18 protein-coding genes are annotated in these 19,321 nt (G+C 43.9%); 1 reads left to right on the top strand and 17 read right to left on the bottom strand.

The window, feature by feature from the left end; all coding sequences use genetic code 11:
• Positions 1 to 5 precede the first annotated feature (5 nt).
• The 12 genes from AB4232_RS13375 to AB4232_RS13430 all read right to left on the bottom strand — a co-directional run bounded on the left by AB4232_RS13375 (position 6) and on the right by AB4232_RS13430 (position 15,623).
• Complete coding sequence (locus AB4232_RS13375) at positions 6 to 794, bottom strand: outer membrane lipoprotein-sorting protein (RefSeq protein ID WP_372087317.1); 789 nt, start codon at positions 792 to 794, stop codon at positions 6 to 8.
• A complete protein-coding gene (locus tag AB4232_RS13380; protein ID WP_372087318.1) occupies positions 787 to 2,085 on the bottom strand; it encodes an ABC transporter permease in 1,299 nt (432 codons plus the stop codon). The genes AB4232_RS13375 and AB4232_RS13380 overlap by 8 nt, the downstream gene beginning before the upstream one ends.
• A complete protein-coding gene (locus AB4232_RS13385; RefSeq protein ID WP_135442256.1) occupies positions 2,073 to 2,771 on the bottom strand; it encodes an ABC transporter ATP-binding protein in 699 nt (232 codons plus the stop codon). Before AB4232_RS13385 ends, AB4232_RS13380 begins: the two co-directional genes overlap by 13 nt.
• A 67-nt stretch (positions 2,772 to 2,838) precedes the next feature.
• Positions 2,839 to 3,519, bottom strand: coding sequence for a hypothetical protein (locus AB4232_RS13390; protein WP_372087319.1), 681 nt, complete (start codon positions 3,517 to 3,519; stop codon positions 2,839 to 2,841).
• A 165-nt stretch (positions 3,520 to 3,684) separates the two neighbouring features.
• Positions 3,685 to 4,548 (bottom strand): AraC family transcriptional regulator, encoded by an 864-nt coding sequence (locus AB4232_RS13395; RefSeq protein WP_135381077.1) that lies wholly within the window; start codon positions 4,546 to 4,548, stop codon positions 3,685 to 3,687.
• Between the two features lie 152 nt (positions 4,549 to 4,700).
• The gene (locus AB4232_RS13400) at positions 4,701 to 5,933 is read right to left on the bottom strand and encodes an MFS transporter (RefSeq protein ID WP_346762917.1); all 1,233 of its coding nucleotides are present in this window, start codon (positions 5,931 to 5,933) and stop codon (positions 4,701 to 4,703) included.
• Between the two features lie 8 nt (positions 5,934 to 5,941).
• The gene (locus AB4232_RS13405; protein WP_135381081.1) at positions 5,942 to 7,915 is read right to left on the bottom strand and encodes a TonB-dependent receptor; all 1,974 of its coding nucleotides are present in this window, start codon (positions 7,913 to 7,915) and stop codon (positions 5,942 to 5,944) included.
• A gap of 51 nt (positions 7,916 to 7,966) precedes the next feature.
• Complete coding sequence (locus tag AB4232_RS13410) at positions 7,967 to 9,655, bottom strand: ABC transporter ATP-binding protein (protein WP_372087320.1); 1,689 nt, start codon at positions 9,653 to 9,655, stop codon at positions 7,967 to 7,969.
• Positions 9,648 to 11,318 carry an ATP-binding cassette domain-containing protein gene (locus AB4232_RS13415; protein ID WP_372087321.1) on the bottom strand — a complete coding sequence of 557 codons (1,671 nt, stop codon included), beginning with the start codon at positions 11,316 to 11,318 and terminating at the stop codon, positions 9,648 to 9,650. Before AB4232_RS13415 ends, AB4232_RS13410 begins: the two co-directional genes overlap by 8 nt.
• Positions 11,319 to 11,796: 478 nt before the next feature.
• The gene (locus tag AB4232_RS13420; RefSeq protein ID WP_012601273.1) at positions 11,797 to 13,407 is read right to left on the bottom strand and encodes a methyl-accepting chemotaxis protein; all 1,611 of its coding nucleotides are present in this window, start codon (positions 13,405 to 13,407) and stop codon (positions 11,797 to 11,799) included.
• Positions 13,408 to 13,832: 425 nt separating this feature from the next.
• Entirely contained in the window at positions 13,833 to 14,708 is an 876-nt protein-coding gene (locus AB4232_RS13425) for an NAD(P)-dependent oxidoreductase (RefSeq protein WP_269335329.1), read from the bottom strand.
• A 12-nt stretch (positions 14,709 to 14,720) separates the two neighbouring features.
• The gene (locus AB4232_RS13430) at positions 14,721 to 15,623 is read right to left on the bottom strand and encodes a LysR family transcriptional regulator (RefSeq protein WP_029224452.1); all 903 of its coding nucleotides are present in this window, start codon (positions 15,621 to 15,623) and stop codon (positions 14,721 to 14,723) included.
• 84 nt (positions 15,624 to 15,707) lie between these two features.
• Here AB4232_RS13430 and AB4232_RS13435 point away from each other — a divergent pair, with 84 nt between their 5' ends.
• Positions 15,708 to 15,959 (top strand): DUF2798 domain-containing protein, encoded by a 252-nt coding sequence (locus tag AB4232_RS13435; protein ID WP_017078381.1) that lies wholly within the window; start codon positions 15,708 to 15,710, stop codon positions 15,957 to 15,959.
• A 179-nt stretch (positions 15,960 to 16,138) separates the two neighbouring features.
• Here the strand turns inward: AB4232_RS13435 and AB4232_RS13440 are convergent, their stop codons facing one another.
• From AB4232_RS13440 to AB4232_RS13460, 5 genes are all read right to left on the bottom strand, one after another.
• The gene (locus tag AB4232_RS13440) at positions 16,139 to 16,855 is read right to left on the bottom strand and encodes a YebC/PmpR family DNA-binding transcriptional regulator (protein WP_009846045.1); all 717 of its coding nucleotides are present in this window, start codon (positions 16,853 to 16,855) and stop codon (positions 16,139 to 16,141) included.
• Between the two features lie 96 nt (positions 16,856 to 16,951).
• Positions 16,952 to 17,161 (bottom strand): DUF3283 family protein, encoded by a 210-nt coding sequence (locus tag AB4232_RS13445; protein WP_139683639.1) that lies wholly within the window; start codon positions 17,159 to 17,161, stop codon positions 16,952 to 16,954.
• Positions 17,162 to 17,411: 250 nt separating this feature from the next.
• Complete coding sequence (locus tag AB4232_RS13450) at positions 17,412 to 17,762, bottom strand: hypothetical protein (protein ID WP_258183730.1); 351 nt, start codon at positions 17,760 to 17,762, stop codon at positions 17,412 to 17,414.
• Positions 17,763 to 17,941: 179 nt separating this feature from the next.
• Positions 17,942 to 19,042: a Fic family protein gene (locus AB4232_RS13455; protein ID WP_372087322.1), complete on the bottom strand. Its 1,101-nt coding sequence runs from the start codon at positions 19,040 to 19,042 to the stop codon at positions 17,942 to 17,944.
• Positions 19,043 to 19,186: 144 nt separating this feature from the next.
• A partial coding sequence (locus AB4232_RS13460) for a 4a-hydroxytetrahydrobiopterin dehydratase (protein WP_372087324.1) occupies positions 19,187 to 19,321 on the bottom strand: 135 nt, incomplete at its 5' end.

Genomic DNA, 19,321 nt, shown 5'->3' on the forward strand with positions numbered 1-19,321 from the left:
CTCACCTACAGCCCAGACACGCTGTTACGCGATAAGTAAGCAGGGTTGTAGTATTTGTCTTCCAAGCTTTGTTCAATCACTTCGCGATACTCAATCACGGTTTTCTTGCTTGGCTGTATCTTATCGAGCAAGGTCATCGACACCACTGTTGGTAATCCATCACGCTCGCCTTCAGTAAACCAAGCTTGCTTGGCTAGCTTTCCTGAGCGCAGATACAGATCCGCTTTAACTGGAAACGCTCGGTCTGCCGTTAACCACAGATCAATCGATTGATAACTGGCACCCTTGGTTTTCGCCGATAGCTTTAAGTGATGGGTATCGAGTTTCTCGCCAGCCGGCATCTCAACTTGTTGCTCGGCAACCCACTCTCCTTGGTAGTCTTCGCTCCAAGTGAGTGTCGAGATATCGCCCACCGAGGCTTCACCCAACAATTTTTGCATCGGTGTGATACGAATTGGTCGGCGCGATTTCGGCATCAACAGCCAGTAATTATCTTCAATCATCAGCATCTTCTGACCTGCCTCAACAGCTGATTTAAAGACCACTAATGACTCTCGGTTTGGCCTTGTATAGACGTTATACTCACGGGTTTTATCCAGTTGCTCGTCTTGGTATAACGCCACTAAAGAGACCACCTTAGATGCTTGTGCACTGTTCAAGCGATAGCTATCCGCCTTGGCGATCATCTCCGTGACTTGTTGTGAATCGACAGCCCAGCTTGATACCGATGTTAAAGCTGATGCTAAAACCAACACAGAACCTAACATATTGAATGAACGAGTTAATTTACACATAAACCAGTGCCTCCGTGATTGGCTTATTCACGCCTTTGCGAGCAGAGAAATAAGCAGCCAGCAAACATATCGTCAGCACACCTAAGGTGGCGTAACCAACCAATTCTAATGAGAAGTAAATGTTGAGTGGGTAGCCTTCGCTTCGACCCGGAGGTGGTGGCATTTGTATATCAACCACCAGCAATAACACCGACACTAAGCCACTCACGATTGCGCCAATCGCACTGCCAATCAGTGCCAGTAACCCCGCCTCTTTTAAAAAGCCTGCGACGATTTCAGAGGGGTAACTACCCAGTGCCGACAAAGTGCCGATTTCACGAGTGCGTTCCGTCACCGACATGGTCATGGTGTTAAACAGCGACACGAATACCACCAATGCCATCACCGCACCCATGATGCCGAAGATCCGGTCGTAAAGATCTTTAACCTTGGTGTAGAAAAACGCGCGATCTTGCCACGGAGTGATCTCGATCTCTGTGCCTTGATCGTTTTGGCTCGCGCTATTTCGATCTAAAGCAGTTTGAATACGCTGTTGAACAGTCGAGGTCTTGTTGGTTTCAAATAGGAACACCGACAAGGTGCTAACTTTATCTGAGGCCAAAAGCTCTTGGGCAGTAGTGATATGTACGTAAAGCTGACGCTTATCTAGTTCAGGCACACCCGTCGAATAGATACCCTGCACCTTAAAATCTAAGGCGTTCAAAGCACCGTCACTGGTGGTCGCGAGCAGTGTCACCCAATCACCAACCGCAACTTTGAGGTTACGAGCAAGGTCAGTTCCCAGCATAACTTGTGGTTCTTGGCTGTCGTATCTTGGTGACTTCACATCCGATAGGGTTTGACCACTGCGCACATCAAGAAAAGGACCTTTCATGTCGAACTCGCGCTCATTGACGCCAGTTCCCATAAAGATGGTCGATTTGCTGCCGTTAGACACCAAGCCACTAAAATAGACTCTAGGCTGCACACCACGCACGTCGCTGTCACCAATGATGCTCTTGGTTAGCGCTTGAGCATTATCCAGACCATTGCTCAACGGCATGTCTTCGTCTTGTTCAAAATAACCCGGCGTGCTCAAAGTAAGGTGACCAGTATCTCGCGCGGTCGACTCTCTCAAAGATTCGTAGGTATAAAGCCCATAACCACCCGCACTAGTCAGTGCAAATACGGCAATCGCGATTATCAACACTGAAAGCAAACTACGACGGCCATTTCTTAATAAGTTAAGCCACGCCAAACGCACCGAAGTTGGAAGTAAAAACGTGCTCATTCTTTGTGTTAACTTGCCCATGAGATCGCCTCCGTTGCTGTAGTTTGCGGAGCCAGTTGGCCATCGATTAACTCAATCACTCGGTCACAACGCTGCGCCATTCTTGGGTCGTGCGTTGCGACGATAAAAGTCGTGCCCATTTCGTGGCCGAGCTCTTTCATGATATCGATCACAAGGTTGGCGGTGTGGCTGTCTAAGCTAGCGGTCGGCTCATCGGCAATCACCAAGCTTGGGTTATGGATAAGGGCTCTAGCTATCGCAACACGTTGCTGTTGGCCGCCTGAAAGGTTGTCTGGGCGATGATGAACGTAATCCCCCAATCCAACACGCTCCAGCATATGTTGTGCTCTGGCCTGTTGCTCTTGTTTCGAGCATTGGTTCAACATCAATGGGTAAGCGACGTTTTCAAGCGCTGTCATAACAGGAACCAGATTGAAGCGCTGAAAGACAAAACCCAACGACTGACGACGAAAACGTGCAGCGGCGATTTGCTCTGTCGGATACGCTTTTCCATCAATATTGATCTCGCCTCGGTAATCCATATCCAACAATCCAAGAATATTCAAAAGTGTGCTTTTGCCAGAACCTGATGGCCCACATAACGCCACCATTTCACCACGTTGGATATGTCCATCGACCCCGTTTAATGCATCAACACGTTGACCGCCCGTGACATATGCTTTGCCGATATCTTTAAATTCAATCATTTCGTTGTCCTCTTATTACCGATCCATTCTCAAGCTCTCGCAAGCCGCAATTGAGCTTTCACAGCTGTTATTTGGCTTTGGCTATTAGGGCCTTCGCTGTCATGGTCTCGATGTTTCCGGCATCGGTACTTTCCATTTTTTCAAGCCACACCTGTGCTTGCTCGAAGTCTTCAGCACGAATCGATGCGGTAATGGCATAACGGTAAATCCACGAGGTTGCAGCGAAATGTTGTTGCTGGAAATCATCTTCCGCAAGTAACGAGAGGAACAAGTCATAACCACGATCGAAATGGTTAAACATGTCTGGCAGAGAGGTGTAAGTAACGGCGGCCATGGCGCGAGTTAGGTAAGAATCTGGCAGCCCTTGAACACGAGGTTGCTCATGAATCGGTTGGTCTTCGTCTTTAAGCAGCACCAGTGATTTATCAATGGTCGACAAACCCTTTTCCACATACTTCATCTTATTCCAAGGTAAGAACGCATCACGCCCCATCAGGGTTTCTGTGCTTCCGAGGTAAACCAAAGTCAGTGGCGTCGCGCCATCTTGTTGTAACGTGTCATTCAAGCGTTCATACGCTACTTCAACCAAGTCTTCATTGCCTTGCGCGGCTTGGTTGTAGATATCGAGCACGTCTGAACTTGGGTTAGCCTGCGCCAAAGTGGGTGCGAATGAAACAAGTGCAATCAGTAATGAACGCTTAAGCAAAGAAGTGGTAGAGCCTGAATTTAATGATTGTGAAGTAGTCATGATTTCTAATCCCTTTCAAATGTTGACGTTGAAAGGTTAACTAGAATTTGTCATGCCGTTTTATCAATGCGACGAATGGTAATTACGAGGAGTGAATGGTTGAGTCGGGCCGTGAATGGTTGAGATTGATCAGACTTTGACAGAATGCTTTTTTAATACAGATCACTATTCCAGAAGACGGCTTCGAAATGCTTTTGGCGTAAGCCCGGAGTGCTGTTTGAAGACCTTCGAAAAATAACTACCACTTTGATAACCCAAATCTAGGGCGATATTGGTAATTGATTCATTAGAATTGGTTAAACGCTCTTTAGCAAGATTGATGCGATAAGCCTGTATCCAGCTTGCAACACCCATGTTGAACTGTTCTCTAAATGATTGCTTTAAATAACACTCATTGGTTGCAAGCTCCTTAGATAGGCATGGTATATTCCAATCGATATGAGGTTGCGTTGCGATAAGGTCACAGGCTTGCTCTGCTAGAGATTTAGGTTCTTTATGCACCATGAGTAGTGCTAATAACTCCAATATTTTACCTCTTAACCACACCGTCCGGGCAATACCTTGAAAATTATTGCTCCAAACTGATTTAGCAACATTGAGGACCTCCCCTGTTAGTGGCATCTGCCAACCAGTTTCATAAAGATCAAAAGGTTTGAATGATGATTTTCCACTTTGGGGAAGTAAGTTTTTAGTCAAGCTATGGTGTAACGGGAAGTGGATTCGAATGTTCTCAATTCGACCTCCTTCGGCTAATTCAATTGGGTTGACTGGTTCAGGTTCAAGCAAAAGCGATGCAATACATCGAGAAGCAAAAGATGCCGCTGGGTAATCTGGATATTTGGGACTGTAGGCATAGTTGGTGCCAGCAAAGCTTATATAGAACCCTGCATCTGCTGGGTCGTTGAATTGAATGTCCATTGTCGCTTTACAGTTAACTATGTAGGCATTCACACCATCATCGAGAGCTACAACATCAAGCGTTCCCTCTAAGCCGCTAACTAAGCTTAAGCTCTTCACGATATTACTCATTCTTACAGCCTCGTCGTTTCTTGTGAGCATCTCCCCAGAGCAATTAATATAAATGATAATAGGTATCATTTATATTAATTTTTAAACTAAGTAGATCAGCCAGAGAAAAGAGCCCTTTTCAAAATTGGACTCCTTTGACGATAAAGCTTTGATTAGGTTTGCGAAGCAAGGTTTGTCTTCCCGGTTGGTTTTAATACAGGGATTAAGCATATTGCGAGTAGGCTAAAGGTGAGCATCAATTCAAAGTGTGCCGAATATCCCAAGGAGTCAATTAACACGCCACACGCGATTGCCATCACTATTGCTATAAACATATCCATAGATTGAAAAAGTGAGAAGTTCACACCTGACTGATTACCTGCGGCAAAATCCATCATCAAAGTGTAAAGCGCGACAAATTTCGCTGAAGTAATGATACCATTTACTACGTAAACGCCTGCGATTACCCCCCCCAATCCAGTGATATTTAGATCGTATGCTAGATAAAAGCTAAAAGCTATGACCTCAAAACTGGTCATCAGCAGTAGGACTTTGAGTGCATTACTTTTTTTGATCAGCCACCCACCTAAAACAACGCCAATCAAACCAGTAATAACACCGCCGCCGATAACCAAAAGCCCCAAGTTTTCTAGCTGTATACCACTATCAACCAAGAAGGGCATCATCATTGATAGCCCCCCTCGAGTACCAAGTTGTGACAAGGTAACAAATATCAATCCAAGCCTAACTTTAGGATTAGAAAATGAGGCTTTTAGAGAAGGCTGTATTGCTGTTACGTACTGTTGATTATGGCTATTAAAAAACAAAGAAAGCGTTGGTATGCTGAATAATAAAGTCAGTAAAGCCAGACCAAACAGTGCTGTTTGCCAATCGAACAGCGCAGTAACATAGATAAATAGCCCTCCACCAAAAACCGCACCAAGATACGATCCCCCAACTTGCATTACGTTACCTAAATACCTTTTCTTTGCTTCCAACTGATCAATCGCGAGACCATCGGTAGCGATATCGGCGAAGCTAGAAAAGAGGCTGATAACAAATACACCAACAAAGAGCGTCATTTGACTCTCTATAGTCCCCATAATGCAAAGGGCGGCGAGTATGGCAATCAAGACCAGTTGAGAACCAAAGATAATAACGGCGTGATTTTTTAAGCTCCCCTCCTTTTTTCGTTGTCGTTCAATCCAAGGTGACCACAAAAATTTAGCAACCCAAGGAAGCATCGCAAGGTAGAACAACCCTATTTGGGAGGTATTTAACCCCTCATATTTCATGACCGCGGGTAAACCTTGTAGCGTAAACATACTCACCAGGCTTTGAATGGTGTAAACGCTCGCCAACACGGCGAGCAACGGTTTGAGTTTGATTCTTTGAGTACTAACCATGTGCTTCACTACCACTCATATTTCGCTTTCACACCGATCTCTCTACCAGTACCGTAATTACTGTAGGTTTGTCCGTAAGAGAACGCGTAGGTGGTGTATTCTTTGTCTGTGATATTGTTGCTAAAGAGCGAAATAGACAGGTCTTGGTTATAGTCATAGTTAATTGATAAATCGACCAAAGTGTACGCGCTTTGCGATAGTGAATTGGCTTCGTTAAAGTGAATCTTGGAATTATAGCGAGCTTGAGAATTGATCGAAATATCCCCTTGGACTCCCGTTACTGGCAAGTAATAGTTGAAGCCAAATGTTACTGTCGTGTCCGGTGCATATGGCAGTCGATTGCCTTCAAATGTACTATTGTTTGATTCAAATGTTGAACGTCCATAAGTCCCCGCTGCGGTTATCGTGAGATCGTCGGTTAGGTAAAATGCCAGCTCGGTTTCAATACCTTTGCTCACAGCCTCCCCCATATTTTTGAGAGTCTGATTGCCAGGTGTACCAGTATATAGCTGAATATCTTCCGTTTTGATCCAGTACAATGCACCACTAAAATCGACTTTTTGATTCGCAAAACTGGTGCGCCACCCCAGTTCACCATTAAGTGAATTTTCAGCATCATAACCATTTGCATCTGCATTACTTAACGGGACGACGTTGTATCCCCCTGGGCGGTAACCACTTGTTACCGATGCATAAATTCGAGTTTGCTCATTCGCTTGCCAACCAATTGCGGCTTTTGGCGAGACAGTCGATTCTGTCTGCTCTTTGTTAAAAGGGTTAATCCCCCATGCTGGGTTTCCGTTAAAATTAGAATTTACTTTTAGGTATGAAGCTCGAGCTCCAAGCGTTAAGTCCCACTGTGGTACGAATTGGTAGTTTGCCTGCCCAAACAACGCGTAAGTGTCATAATCCAACTTGTTTCGTGCACTGTTTGCCGAAACGTCTAAACGGCGAGATTCCAAGTAGCCACCGAGTACATAGCTAAAACGATCATTGTATTGTTGATTTAACCGCAATTCTTGGCTGAACTTATTTTGATCTTCTTGGTAGTTGCCATATACATATTTCCGATCTATTTCGCGTGTTTGATAAGCTGTGATACTCGTGATTTGTGATGAACCTAAATCGTAACCAAGATTTAAAGCAAAAGTATTTACGTCTCGCTTCAGTTTAGGAATAGGCGCATCTTTTACGCCAGAATCATGTTCACGTTCAGTGAGGTACCATTCTTCATGACTATCAAGTTTGTCGGTCGAAATAGATAGGGTTGCGCTAAGTTTGGAGTCGTTTGGTAAGTAATGAAGTCGAACTTTTACCGATTTTTCATCCGCATCGTTTGCGTCTTTTTTTTCACTAGCGGCATGCTTAATATCACCTTCATCGTAGACGTATCTGGCGGCAATATCCGCAGAAAGAGAGTCTGATAAACGGGTAGATACGACAGTATCAATTTGCTGACTTAAATTAGAATATAAAGCTGAAGTCTTAACTTCTGTGGAATCAACTTCACGACGAGTTACGATGTTAATTACACCGCCTTGCGCGTTACCACCATAAAGTGTCCCTTGCGGGCCGCGCAGCAATTCAACTTTTTCTACGTTAATAAGCGGCTGAGTAACAAAAGCATTATCCTGAAGGATACCATCCACATAAATACTTACGGCAGGAGAGTAATAGTCTGGTGAACTAATCCCACGCACGGTGGTGTTGGCGTAAGTTCGATTCCCGCGAGTTTGTATGAGTAACCCAGGAAACACCATCTCCAGATCTTTTACTTGATAGATACCTGCTTTTTCGAGCTCCTCTCCTGTTTTGACTACAACAGAGTTATTCACTTGTGTTAAGGGAGTATCGAATTTAGTCGCCTCAACAACAACCACTTCCATTACTGGCAGAATTTCTTCAGCATAAGAATATGAAGAGCCCATAATAGTCAGAATAGCGCTAGCAATAACGGTGCGCGGCGAAGATATATTGTACATACTGTTTTCCTTGAATCTGAATAAGTTAGCACTACTCACAGCGCTGGCGTTTTAATTATTATGTTGAGCTTCCCACAGAGACTGGTAGTGCGAAGAGGTTGTGATTAATTGCTCGTGCGAGCCAAAATCATCAATGCGACCTTGGCTCATCAAATAGATGCAATCGGCATCAGCAATGGTGTCCAAACGATGCGCTATTGTGATCATGGTTTTAGATGCAAAACTCTCGGTAATGCTTTGCAGTATTTCCTGTTGCTTTGGGTGGTCGAGAGCAGATGTAAACTCATCGAGCAACACAATTGGCGCATCATGGAGTAACGCTCTTGCGAGGGACAAGCGTTGACGTTCTCCACCCGATAAATCCTTGCCATTCTCATTTATTTCGGTGTTTAGCCCTTGTGGCAATCGGGCGAGCAGCTCATCAAGTCCTGCAGTTGTGATTGCTGTCTCCAGTTCTTGAGGGCTTGCGTCTGTTTTAGCGATGAGCAAGTTGTCTTTTAACGTCCCAGCGAACAATTGCACATTTTGGGTTACGTAGGAGATGTGCTGATACCAGTACATTGTCCCGGTAGCTGCTACCGTACTGCCTCCAATTTTTACTGTCCCGTGAGTTGGAATATGGAAAGCCGCGAGCAAGTCCAACAGCGTGGTTTTTCCTGCTCCACTGGTACCAATAAGCGCAATATGTTGACCATATGGAACCTGTAAATTGATGTCTTTAAGAATGGTGTTGCCACCCAGAGTTAACTCAACCGCTTTGAATTCGATATCGTGATGATGCGCTTGAACACCATGCACAGGTTGTTGTGGCTCTTGACTCAAGGAATACAAGCGATCTGCAGATTTTGCCATGTATCTCAACAACGTAGAAAAAATAGCCATTCGCACAAATGGTCGGATACAAGCAACCGCAGAAATGATCGAAACTAACCACTCCCCGATAGTAAGGTTGTCAATACTATTTAGGTAAGCACCAAGACCTGCGACCATTGGAATAGAAAGCTCAAGCAGCAAGCTTGCTAAAATGACGCCTATTCCGCCAACCCATTCAACCCCTAACCCTGTTTTGCGCAAGTCAGCTAATTCTTGACTAAGTGGCGTCGCTAATACTTCACTACGACCAAAGCGTTTTAGCGTGGGTAAACAAGCAATGTATTCGAGCAACTTGTTGGTGCAAGAAGCGTTTTTATCGACATGGCGCTGTGCTTTTTTGGAAAAATCATCTTCGAATTTCCACAATAATAGGCTCGCATTCACCATAACAATCAGCATAAGTGAAGCAAGGTAAGGTGAGCAAAATAGCATTACACAAAGCATCGCGAACGGAACCACTAGAGCCGAGACCAAGTCAGCAATTAAGTGGCTAAAAATGTCTTCGAATGCTTTTAAGTCACGAGTGATTAGCTTAATGCGCTCTCCCAGACCTTGACCTACTATCTTGGAAAACGGTTGGCTGCGAATGTCATGTAGTAGTACTTTTCTCAGTTGGTGGGTAATGTCATAAGCGCCTAAGAAGCTCTGTTTGGCGGATTGCCCTAACCGCCACTGAACGACAACCGTGATAAGTGAAATTGCGAATAGGGCTTCAAGAGGAAGTAACAATGTTTTGGTAAGGGCTCCGAATACCAGTAGCCAACAAATTAATGGCAGGATCTCACTGAGTACCTTACCTGCAATACCAACCAAAAACGTTTTTGGATTGATATCAGCGTGATCGAGTAGCTTGAGCGTGTTACGCACAGACGGCCTCCTCAAGGTCAATTTCTTTAAGTTGACCGTGTGATAATGAAAAAGCTCGGTTAGCGATGGTTAGTGCTTGTGGACCATGACTGATGACCAATTGGATTTGCTGCGGTGCATATTTACGAATTGCTTCTAGAGCACGATTTTCCGTTACTTTATCTAGATGGGAAGTCGCTTCGTCTAAAACCAGAATGACAGGGCATACCAGCATGGCACGAGCGATGGCTAACCGTTGTAGTTCCCCTCCACTAAAATTGCGTTCGGTTTCATCCATACTGCAATACAAACCATTAGGAAGTTGTTCGATAAGTGCAGAAAGTCCAAGCATATCGAGGAGCTTGAGAATTACGGAGTCGTGTATCAATCGATCTCCTAAGACCAAGTTTTCACGTATTGATGCGCTGAAGAAAACCGGCTGTTGGTCTACAACTGAGATAAATTGGCTTCGCTCTCTATCGGACATCGAAGACACGGTTTTTTGGTTAATAAACCAATCGCCTTCATATGTTGCTAGTTCTCCATAGAGTGTTGCCAATACACTACTTTTCCCTGAGCCTGACGCTCCTTGAATTACGATGCATTCGCCATGAGATAACTGAAGGTTCAGCCCACTGACGATGTCGAGTGAGCCACGTTTGACCGCTAAATTTTCACAACAAAGCTCGACATAAGGCGTTGCAACGGATTTGAAATATTGATCCGACGTTAAGGGGAACAGAGGTAGTATTCGCTCTAAAGAAGAGAAGGACTGCTGCACTTGCCCAAATATCTGTGTTAGATCCAACCATGGTTTAAGGATGCCGGCACAAAGAATCACGATCATTGCGAGCTCGACTGGACTTAATGAACCTTGGGTCAATTTTACGATGGCGAATGGAATAACAAGAACCAAAGACGCTTGAGCTAAGGTGGTAAAGGTGACCCATGCTCCAACCATTTGATTGGTATAAGCGTTAACCAGCTTGTGGTGCTTAGTCATGTTATGGCTTAACTGGCGGTAAGAGTCAGCATCAACGCCGAAAAGTTTCATCACGCCGATGCTGCGTAAAAATTCAAGCTGCGCCTTGTGCATATTCGCAACGACTTGATTGTATTTTTTTTGTCTATCTGAAAAGCCACGCATCATGACTGTTTGGGCAATCACAGCGAGGGGGAGAGGACTTAATGCGATTAAGCCTAATTGCCAGTCGATGCTAACCATAAAACCAAGCAAAACAAACGGAAGTAAAGTTCCAGTAATAATATCGGTAGTATGATGAGCAATAAGAGGCTCAAGGCTCTGACAATCATCATTGAGTCGTTTTTCTAAATCTCCACGATGGTATTGCATCAGTTTAACGGTCGGCATTTCAGACAGAGCACGAACAAGCTTCTGCCTAATGGTCTGAATAATTTGATAAGCAGCAAGATGCGCCTGCCATACCGATATCGCATAGAAAAAATAGCGCACACAAACTGCGATAGTCATAAGGGCTAAGTAGAAATTCAGACTTTGGGTGTTCAGATAATTGCTCAATGCGACGTATAAGCAAATCCAAGTGGCAAGTTCTGCGAACACGCACAACACGGCGCTAACACTGGTATAAGTGATACGCTTTTTTTCCGTTTTTAATAGTGCAATGAGGGCTTGAGTGACGCTCATCTTGTCAGATAGATACATAGATGACTCCTTAATAGGACTTATTCTCATCTAAGCGTTAACTTAACAATAGCAATATTGGGAATTAGAAAGCGAATATCGGGAAACTTTGTACGTGAGCAGTACAAGAAAACGAGAAGAAAGGAGCGAGTTTCAGAAAAAGAAGCATTGCTAAGCTTCAGAGAAGGATACTTGCCGAGCGATCGTGCTTACCAATGGCCAAAGCACAGGCTGTACCAACAGCTGATTGTGTAAATTTAAACAAACCCAACCAAGCACAGTGCAAACAATTGCGTATGAAAATTAATCCCTGAAGAACGTTATTGAGTTAAATAAACGATTTATTCGGGCCTCTTTAAGCCAAGTAATGTATTCAATGACACATATACCAGACAAAAAAATAGCCGCTCAATGGCGGCTATCTTGTCATGGTCTCAATTATTACATCTAAATCAAGGGGGCTTAATTTCTAAAGAAAAAGCACACTAGCATCGACTGGTTATTTGTCTAACTTAAAAAAGCTTAGTTCTGAATTGAGTTCTTTCGTTACTTCAACAACGCTTTGGTTTGCTTGAGCTGATTGATCAATGCCTTCAATATTTTGTTGAACCAGTACGTTCATATTTTCAAGCTGTGTCGATATATCTGTCGTAACGGCACTTTGCTCTTCTGATGCCGTAGCAACGATGGCATTCACTTCTGAAATACTTAAAACCTTTTCTGATATCGAATGAAAAGATTGAGCAAGCTCATCAGTCGTAGACTTTGTTAAGCGCATCAGTTCAACGTTTTTCACCATAGATTCATCCGCTTGCTTAGATTGGTCTTGTAACTGCGCAATGATCTCTTGGATATCGATAGTGGACTGCTGAGTTTTCCCAGCCAAAGCTCTTACTTCATCAGCAACAACAGCAAACCCTCTTCCTTGCTCACCGGCTCTAGCCGCTTCAATCGCGGCATTAAGCGCTAACAAGTTGGTTTGCTCAGAGATGTTCTTAATTACCTCAACAACACTGCTGATACGCTCTGAGTGCTCTCTAAGTAAATTCACGACCGTTTGAGTTTCTGATATTGATTCAGAAATTTCTTCTGTCGTGTCAGTTGAGTTTTTCAATGTTCCATGGCTTAGCTGAATAATGTCATTCGCTTCCATTGCTGACTGCTCAGCTCTTTGTGCGTTGTCAGCAACGTCTCTCGCTGTTGAAGATAACTCAGTCGCGGCCGTCGCGATTTGCTCTACCGATGATAGTTCATTCAAAGAGTTACTCTGGGATCGCTCTATCAGAGCTAAAGACTCTTCTTGCTTTTGGTTAATTGAATTCATGCTTACACCTGCCTGTGACAGGATATCATTCAATTTTGCAGACAGTTGAGACAAAGAATCTGAAATAGTGTCGAGCTCATTTCCACCCTCTTTCAATTTAACGTCCGATAAACGTCCATTCTCAAGGGCTCTAATCCAATTTACGATCAATGGTAAATTTCTCAATTCTCTTTTCACTAGGAAATAAGATGAGCCAGAAGCAACGATAGAAGAGAAAAGAACCAGCCACCATGAGAAAGAAGAGTTGGACTCTAAAACTGAATCAGAATGGGCTAATTCTTCCTTAGCGACGTCCAATTGCAATGAGATCAATTCACCAAGAACGCCTCCCATATCATCAACAAGGAGATAAAGCTGAGTGATCATCTCAGAATCATCAATCATCATATTTCTATGTTTATCAAGAATTAATGGTACTTCTCGCTCCACCTTGTCTATTTTAAGTTGAAGCTCTTTTGCCAACCCCTCTTCTTCTCGTGTTAGCTGCGTTGCCAGATAATGAAGGAATAGCTCATGAGCCTCTTTCATCGCAACAGAAACACCAGAATAAAAAGCCGTCTGCTCTATCATTCCCACATGGTATTTATTCGCCGCATCAATCACGCTTACCGCGTACAAATCCGAAATACTTTTCAAATCAGATAACGGAATGACTCGGTCCTCGTACACAGAGTGAAAACTGTCCATAACCTCATTTGAAGTAGCTTCGCTTTTTAAGTTGCTTACAACTAAAAAGATAGAAAAGAACAGTGGAACTAGAAGAAGCTTTGTTGATATTGATTTCATATAACCCTGAAAAATAATGTATGGGAATTTATTAATAATGATAATTGTATCACGCTTTTTAATGATTTTATCATTGACTTATAACCCGCCAACCTAAACAGATCAGTTCAAGCTGCGATCGTTCCTCAACTATTTTGTAATGGAATAGCAACATAACTTGATCAATTAAACAATTCACCAGCATAGAGTGAAGCGAAATTGATACAGATCTCGCAGCACGCGAACGGTGCTGATGGACTTTCAACCAAAATAAGCTTACAACCACTTACATTGTTGAAAAATATGTTATTTTTCTTTTTGATTAAAAACAAAAAATAGCCGCTAGTTAGCGGCTATTTTGTCAAAACAGAGCGAAGCTTCGACGACTTTTAGTCTCTCTACTTAATCTCGTCTACTATTCAAACTCTTCTATTTCTTAGTTTCTTCTACTTCTTAGTCTCTTCAACTACAGCTTTCATCAATACTGATGTATCCATGCGACCTTGTCCTTGGGCAGACAGTGTCTTGTAGGCGTTGTTGGTCTTTTCCGTCAAAGGAAGTTGGATGCCTTGGCGTTCTGCTTCATCTAGGCAGAAACCTAAGTCTTTGATCATCCAATCAATGGCAAAGCCGAAATCGAATTTATCTTGCGCCATTGTGGTCGCGCGGTTTTCCATCTGCCATGAACCGGCAGCGCCATTTTTAAGGCAATCAACCAGAGTTGGGATATCAAGACCTGATTTCTCTGCAAGTACCAAACCTTCAGAAAGACCATTCAATACACCTGCAATGCAGATCTGATTGACCATCTTTGCGCGTTGGCCTTGGCCGACTTTACCCATCAGAACTGACGACTTACCGTAAGCTTCAAACACAGGCTGAAGGTCATTGAATAGCGCTTGTTCGCCGCCACACATAATAGTTAACACACCATTTTCTGCGCCCGCTTGGCCACCAGACACTGGTGCATCCATAAAGCGAATACCTGCTTGCTTCGCAGCCACTTCAAGCTCTTCAGACAGAACTGCCGACGTTGTGGTGTGATCGACAAGAATTGCGTTTGGCTTCATCGCTGCCAATGCGCCTATTTCGCTGGTTGTCATGCTGCGAACGTCGTCATCGTTGCCCACACAAACCAATACCACGTCAGCTTCTGCGACACACTCAGCCACAGATTCTGCGGCTTTACCTTGGTGTTTATCAGCCCAGTCTAGCGCTTTGCTGTGAGTGCGGTTAAATACCGTTACTTCAAAACCGGCTTTGACTAGGTGGCCTGCCATTGGAAAGCCCATAACGCCTAGCCCGATAAAACTTACTTTCATTTCTTTCTCCTTTTATTTGACCAAGTCATCGCTATGAAAAGATCGAACACTCTCAATCAATGCATCAATAAGCAGGGTCAAAGCCTTTGGCTGATATTTTCTTTCTTTGTACACTAAATACGCTTGGCGATCACCCCGATGATACTCAGGGAGCACTTGAATTAAATTCATCTCAGGGGATACATGACGAAAAGGCAATGAAGCAAGCCCCAAGCCTTTTTGCGCCGCGGCCGCCACCGCATGAATATCGTTGACGATGAACTTGGGTTTAATCGTGATCATCTGCTCTAAGCGATCGGATTTGTAGAGCGGCATATCAAACACATCATCGACGTTAATCCAATCTTGATGCTCCAGATCGTCCGGATTTTCTATTGTTTCACGCGAATCCAAATATTCTTGGCTCGCGAAAAAACCGTGTTTGGCTTTAAACAGCGGTCGAGCAATCATGCCTTCCATGTCCGAGATTTTAAACGTGATCAGTAAGTCACGATCGGTCTGCGGAATAAGCTGTTGCTGGCTCAGGGTTAGGTCGAGCTGAACGTTCGGATATTGAGTGAGGAATTGCTCTACTGTCGACCCTAGAAAGCCACTATAGAAGTTATGAGGCACTGCGAGCTTAATCTTGCCTTGGATAGCATCACGCTCTTCTAGCAAGCTATTAAAGCCCTGATGAATCGACTCCATGCCGCTGCTCAGTGCAGAAAAGGCCGCCTCGCCGTCTTTGGTGGCCACCAGCTCACGACCTTTCTTTTCTAAAAGTCGGATATTGAGGCGATCTTCCAATGCGGTTAACCGACGCGACATAGTCGACACTGGGAGTTGCAGCCGTTTAGAAGCCGATAGCAAAGAGCCCTCTTCAACCACTGCACAGAATAAGAACAGATCATCAATGTTTCCAAATATGGAATTCATACTTCTATATGTGCCTATTTTTCTCATTAATGGATAGATGTAACCTTATCTCATCAACAACAGAAAATCACGGGAGAACACAGTATGAACAACAAACAATTTTGGGTAACCGCGATTTTATCCTCCCTGACCATGGCGACCATCATGTCTGGGTTAATTTCTGGCTACAAAATGGGATTCAGCACCGAGTGGCCGCCAATCTGGCTACAAAGCTTTTTCATTGCTTGGCCGTGTGCTATCACGCTCAACCTCACCGTGCTTCCTTTGATCAGAAAACTCTCAGCATGGATTTGTCGCCCGAGAACGCTTTGCGTGCCTGAGATCACGGAACGATGATCAAGGGCTTATGCTCTAGGAGCTATGATCTAGAAGCTGCCATCAAGGGGCTGCGATCAAAGAGTCATGCTCACGGATAAACGTCTGAATTACGCCCATAAAAAAACCGAGCACTAGGCTCGGTTTTTTGTATTCTACATTCTACTCACAAGAGCAAAGCTATCAATTATAGATTGATATTACAGCTCAGCGTTGTGGTAAACCTGCTGAACGTCATCACAGTCGTCAAGCATGTCTAAGAACTTCTGGAATTTCTCAGAATCTTCTTCAGCTACTGGCGTAGTTGTTTGAGGAACGAAAGTGATTTCCTCAACGTCTAGCGTTAGGTCTGGGAACGCAGCGTTTAGTGCTGTCTTCGTTTTGAAGAACTCAGTCGTTGGAGCGAATACAGTGATAACACCGTCTTCTAGCTCAACGTCAGTCACGTCTACGTCTTCCATCATTAGCGTTTCTAGGATGATCTCGTCATCTTCGCCTGCAAACTGGAATACAGCTTGGTGAGCGAACATGTGAGAAACAGTACCTTCAACACCGATTTTCGCGCCAGTTTTAACGAAACATTGGCGAACATCTTGGAAAGTACGGTTACCGTTGTCTGTTAAACAGTCAACGATTACGCTTGTGCCACCTGGGCCAAAACCTTCGTAACGAGCTGGTTGGAAGTCTTCACCGCCGCCGCCGTTCGCTTTATCGATCGCTTTGTCGATAACGTGAGCGGGTACTTGGTCTTTCTTCGCTTTAGCAATCAGGTGCTTAAGAGGTAGGTTCATGTCTGGGTCAGAGCTGCCGTTCTTAGCCAGTACGTAAATCTCTTTACCGTATTTAGAATAAACTTTAATTTTTGCGCCTGCAGTTTTCGCCATTGAGGCCTTGCGCACTTCAAAACTTCTTCCCATCGGGATCTTCTCTCTGATTCAATTAACGGTGCAAATTCTAGCAAATTACTGCGTCATTTCAATTCAACAGCTTTGCTGGGTAAGGTTTATCTGCGTTTATGCGACACCCATTACCCGTTTGTATTTTTCTACAGACTGCTCAAACCAAGTCTTTTCTTCTGGATCACCTAGCTTCATTGCTTCTTCAACAATGGCTTCAGGGCCACATTTCGCTTGCTTCAGTTTCCATACAAGAAACGATGCTTGCTTATCCAGTTCGATTTTATTTTTCTCACTGGGTGGAAGGAGTGAAAGGTTGATAGACATTATTAGCCTTCGTCTGTAATACGCTTGGCCGAGAAATATATCATAGAGCAGCCTCATAAAACCAATACTATGAGCAATAGTGGGGGTTGTAGGACGAGAAAGCAGCAAGTCGCTGATGCAGGTCAAGCTAGTTTGGGAAAGTGCATTTGGCTAAAGAGCCGTTACAAGATAAAAAGTAGGGGGGTAAATGTTATCTTTGTATGGCCAATGCTGCTGTATTTCGAGAAAAGCAGCAGCATAACTAACACACTTACTCTATATTAGTAAAAGCTTGGCAGGGGAGGTCTAAAGGAACTTCAAAAGTGACTCTATGAGCAATGTTTGATTCATCTAAGTTTTTAATACCGCCTCCGATAGAGAAAACTGATAATTTGGCTTTTGCGCTAGTATCAACATCAGTACTTTCTTTTACTTGGATTGCTATATCAAATTTAATAGTTTGCTTTGGTGGCTTTTCAGGGTGTACATCAAAACCAACATCAATAAACGTTGCATGAGGATTAACAGTACCACCTAACGAAGAAACCTCTTGAGCAGCATCATTCACGCCTTTTACTATCTGTACTAACGTCTCTTTAATATACTCATCTAACTGCATCATTTAACTCGATTCATCACGCTTATCAAAGTATCATAATACCAATATAGAACTGCAGTTGCATAACATTATTCTTTTGAGATTTATGAGTTTTTAATACGCTAAATTGAAAGCAGAGCAGGGGTATGTGGTCGCTAATAGCTAGGTCAAACTTACCCTGAGATACATCAAAGGCATAAACCCTACTCCGGCAACAGATAGCGCGTGCTTCTGCCACCAGAACCAGATTTGACTAAGCAGCCATGCGCAATCAAAGCGTTCAAATGACGTGTTGCTGTGGCACTGCTCACCTTTGCTACTTTCTGATATTGGCTGGCATTGATACCTTCATAAAAATCACCATCGAGCATCCTATTCAGCACTTTTACTTGCTCTGTTGTAAGCTTAGTTTGGTCGATACTTCGCCAATAGTTAGTCTTATAAACGGTTTGATCAACCTCAGCGAAAACGCCTGTAAACGTCTCGTCTAACGTATCTAAGAACCACATCAACCATTCGCTAATATCGAGTCCCCCTTTCTGGGTTCGCTCCAATATCTCGTAGTAATGCTTGCGGTTAGCGAGAATCCCCACCGACATCGCATAGAAACGTACCGACTGCTGCTCGGCCTGTGCTAACGCCAAGTCAGTCAACAATCGAGTAATACGACCATTACCATCATCTAACGGGTGTAAGGTGATAAACCAAAGGTGAGTTATCGCAGCTCTAAGTAAGGGATCGAGTGTAGCGTCGGTAAGTGAATCATTGAACCATGTGATAAACGCATCTAACTCAGCATCAAGAATGTCTCGGCTAGGTGCTTCAAAGTGCACGGTTGGACGGTCAATTCTTCCTGATACCACTTGCATCGGAGTGTCACCTCTTAGCTGACCTCCGACTACAGGGTTAAACATGGTGTAGCCTTGAGGAAACAGTCTACGGTGCCAATGTAAGATCCTATCAAGCGCTAATGGCTCTGTTAGGTTCTGCACCGCATCCAACATAATTTCAGCTAGGCCATCGGTTTGTTCTGTCGTAGGAAAAGGTCGATCTTCACTGACACCGAGTTTATTGGCTAAAGAAGATCGGACCGAGAAAGCATTAAGCTTTTCTCCCTCAATCGCACTGGAATGGACTATGTTCGCTAATAAGGTGTCGAGCATGGTTTGGGATTGATCCGCAGACTGTGAGGCAATCTTGCCCAATAGAATGCCCTGATTAAGCCGTACTTCTCTTAACCTCACGCCTATTTTCTGATTATCCCAAACAAAGTTTGGCCAATTATCTTGCTGCCAAATCCACATATTACGCCCCATGATGCGAAAGTATCACTTATTCAACTCATACTATGAGCTGTTTAAGGTAATTATTCAACTCACATTATGAGCTGAATAATCAGATAATCGCATCACAGAGATAAGAAAGACAGCTCCTCGAAACCCAAAAGTCTATTCACTCACCGCGAACACATCGCAACGTGAGGCGCAGATGAAGTCATTTTTGTGTAGGCCTTTGAGTGAGTGGCTCCACCAAGTGACGTTGACTTTGCCCCACTCCAATAAGATCGAAGGGTGATGGAACTC

The organism is Vibrio sp. 10N.286.46.A8 (assembly GCF_041470165.1).
In the GTDB taxonomy this organism is placed as follows: Bacteria; Pseudomonadota; Gammaproteobacteria; order Enterobacterales; family Vibrionaceae; genus Vibrio; species Vibrio tasmaniensis_A.

What these genes read in the sequence shown, in the direction of transcription:
- AB4232_RS13395 (WP_135381077.1), bottom strand. Translation starts at nt 4,548, where the DNA reads ATGAGTAATATCGTGAAGAGCTTAAGCTTAGTTAGCGGCTTAGAGGGA.
- AB4232_RS13380 (WP_372087318.1), bottom strand. Translation starts at nt 2,085, where the DNA reads ATGGGCAAGTTAACACAAAGAATGAGCACGTTTTTACTTCCAACTTCG.
- AB4232_RS13405 (WP_135381081.1), bottom strand. Translation starts at nt 7,915, where the DNA reads ATGTACAATATATCTTCGCCGCGCACCGTTATTGCTAGCGCTATTCTG.
- AB4232_RS13420 (WP_012601273.1), bottom strand. Translation starts at nt 13,407, where the DNA reads ATGAAATCAATATCAACAAAGCTTCTTCTAGTTCCACTGTTCTTTTCT.
- AB4232_RS13440 (WP_009846045.1), bottom strand. Translation starts at nt 16,855, where the DNA reads ATGGGAAGAAGTTTTGAAGTGCGCAAGGCCTCAATGGCGAAAACTGCA.
- AB4232_RS13385 (WP_135442256.1), bottom strand. Translation starts at nt 2,771, where the DNA reads ATGATTGAATTTAAAGATATCGGCAAAGCATATGTCACGGGCGGTCAA.
- AB4232_RS13400 (WP_346762917.1), bottom strand. Translation starts at nt 5,933, where the DNA reads ATGGTTAGTACTCAAAGAATCAAACTCAAACCGTTGCTCGCCGTGTTG.
- AB4232_RS13415 (WP_372087321.1), bottom strand. Translation starts at nt 11,318, where the DNA reads ATGTATCTATCTGACAAGATGAGCGTCACTCAAGCCCTCATTGCACTA.
- AB4232_RS13430 (WP_029224452.1), bottom strand. Translation starts at nt 15,623, where the DNA reads ATGAATTCCATATTTGGAAACATTGATGATCTGTTCTTATTCTGTGCA.
- AB4232_RS13450 (WP_258183730.1), bottom strand. Translation starts at nt 17,762, where the DNA reads ATGATGCAGTTAGATGAGTATATTAAAGAGACGTTAGTACAGATAGTA.
- AB4232_RS13375 (WP_372087317.1), bottom strand. Translation starts at nt 794, where the DNA reads ATGTGTAAATTAACTCGTTCATTCAATATGTTAGGTTCTGTGTTGGTT.
- AB4232_RS13390 (WP_372087319.1), bottom strand. Translation starts at nt 3,519, where the DNA reads ATGACTACTTCACAATCATTAAATTCAGGCTCTACCACTTCTTTGCTT.
- AB4232_RS13455 (WP_372087322.1), bottom strand. Translation starts at nt 19,042, where the DNA reads ATGTGGATTTGGCAGCAAGATAATTGGCCAAACTTTGTTTGGGATAAT.
- AB4232_RS13445 (WP_139683639.1), bottom strand. Translation starts at nt 17,161, where the DNA reads ATGTCTATCAACCTTTCACTCCTTCCACCCAGTGAGAAAAATAAAATC.
- AB4232_RS13425 (WP_269335329.1), bottom strand. Translation starts at nt 14,708, where the DNA reads ATGAAAGTAAGTTTTATCGGGCTAGGCGTTATGGGCTTTCCAATGGCA.
- AB4232_RS13435 (WP_017078381.1), top strand. Translation starts at nt 15,708, where the DNA reads ATGAACAACAAACAATTTTGGGTAACCGCGATTTTATCCTCCCTGACC.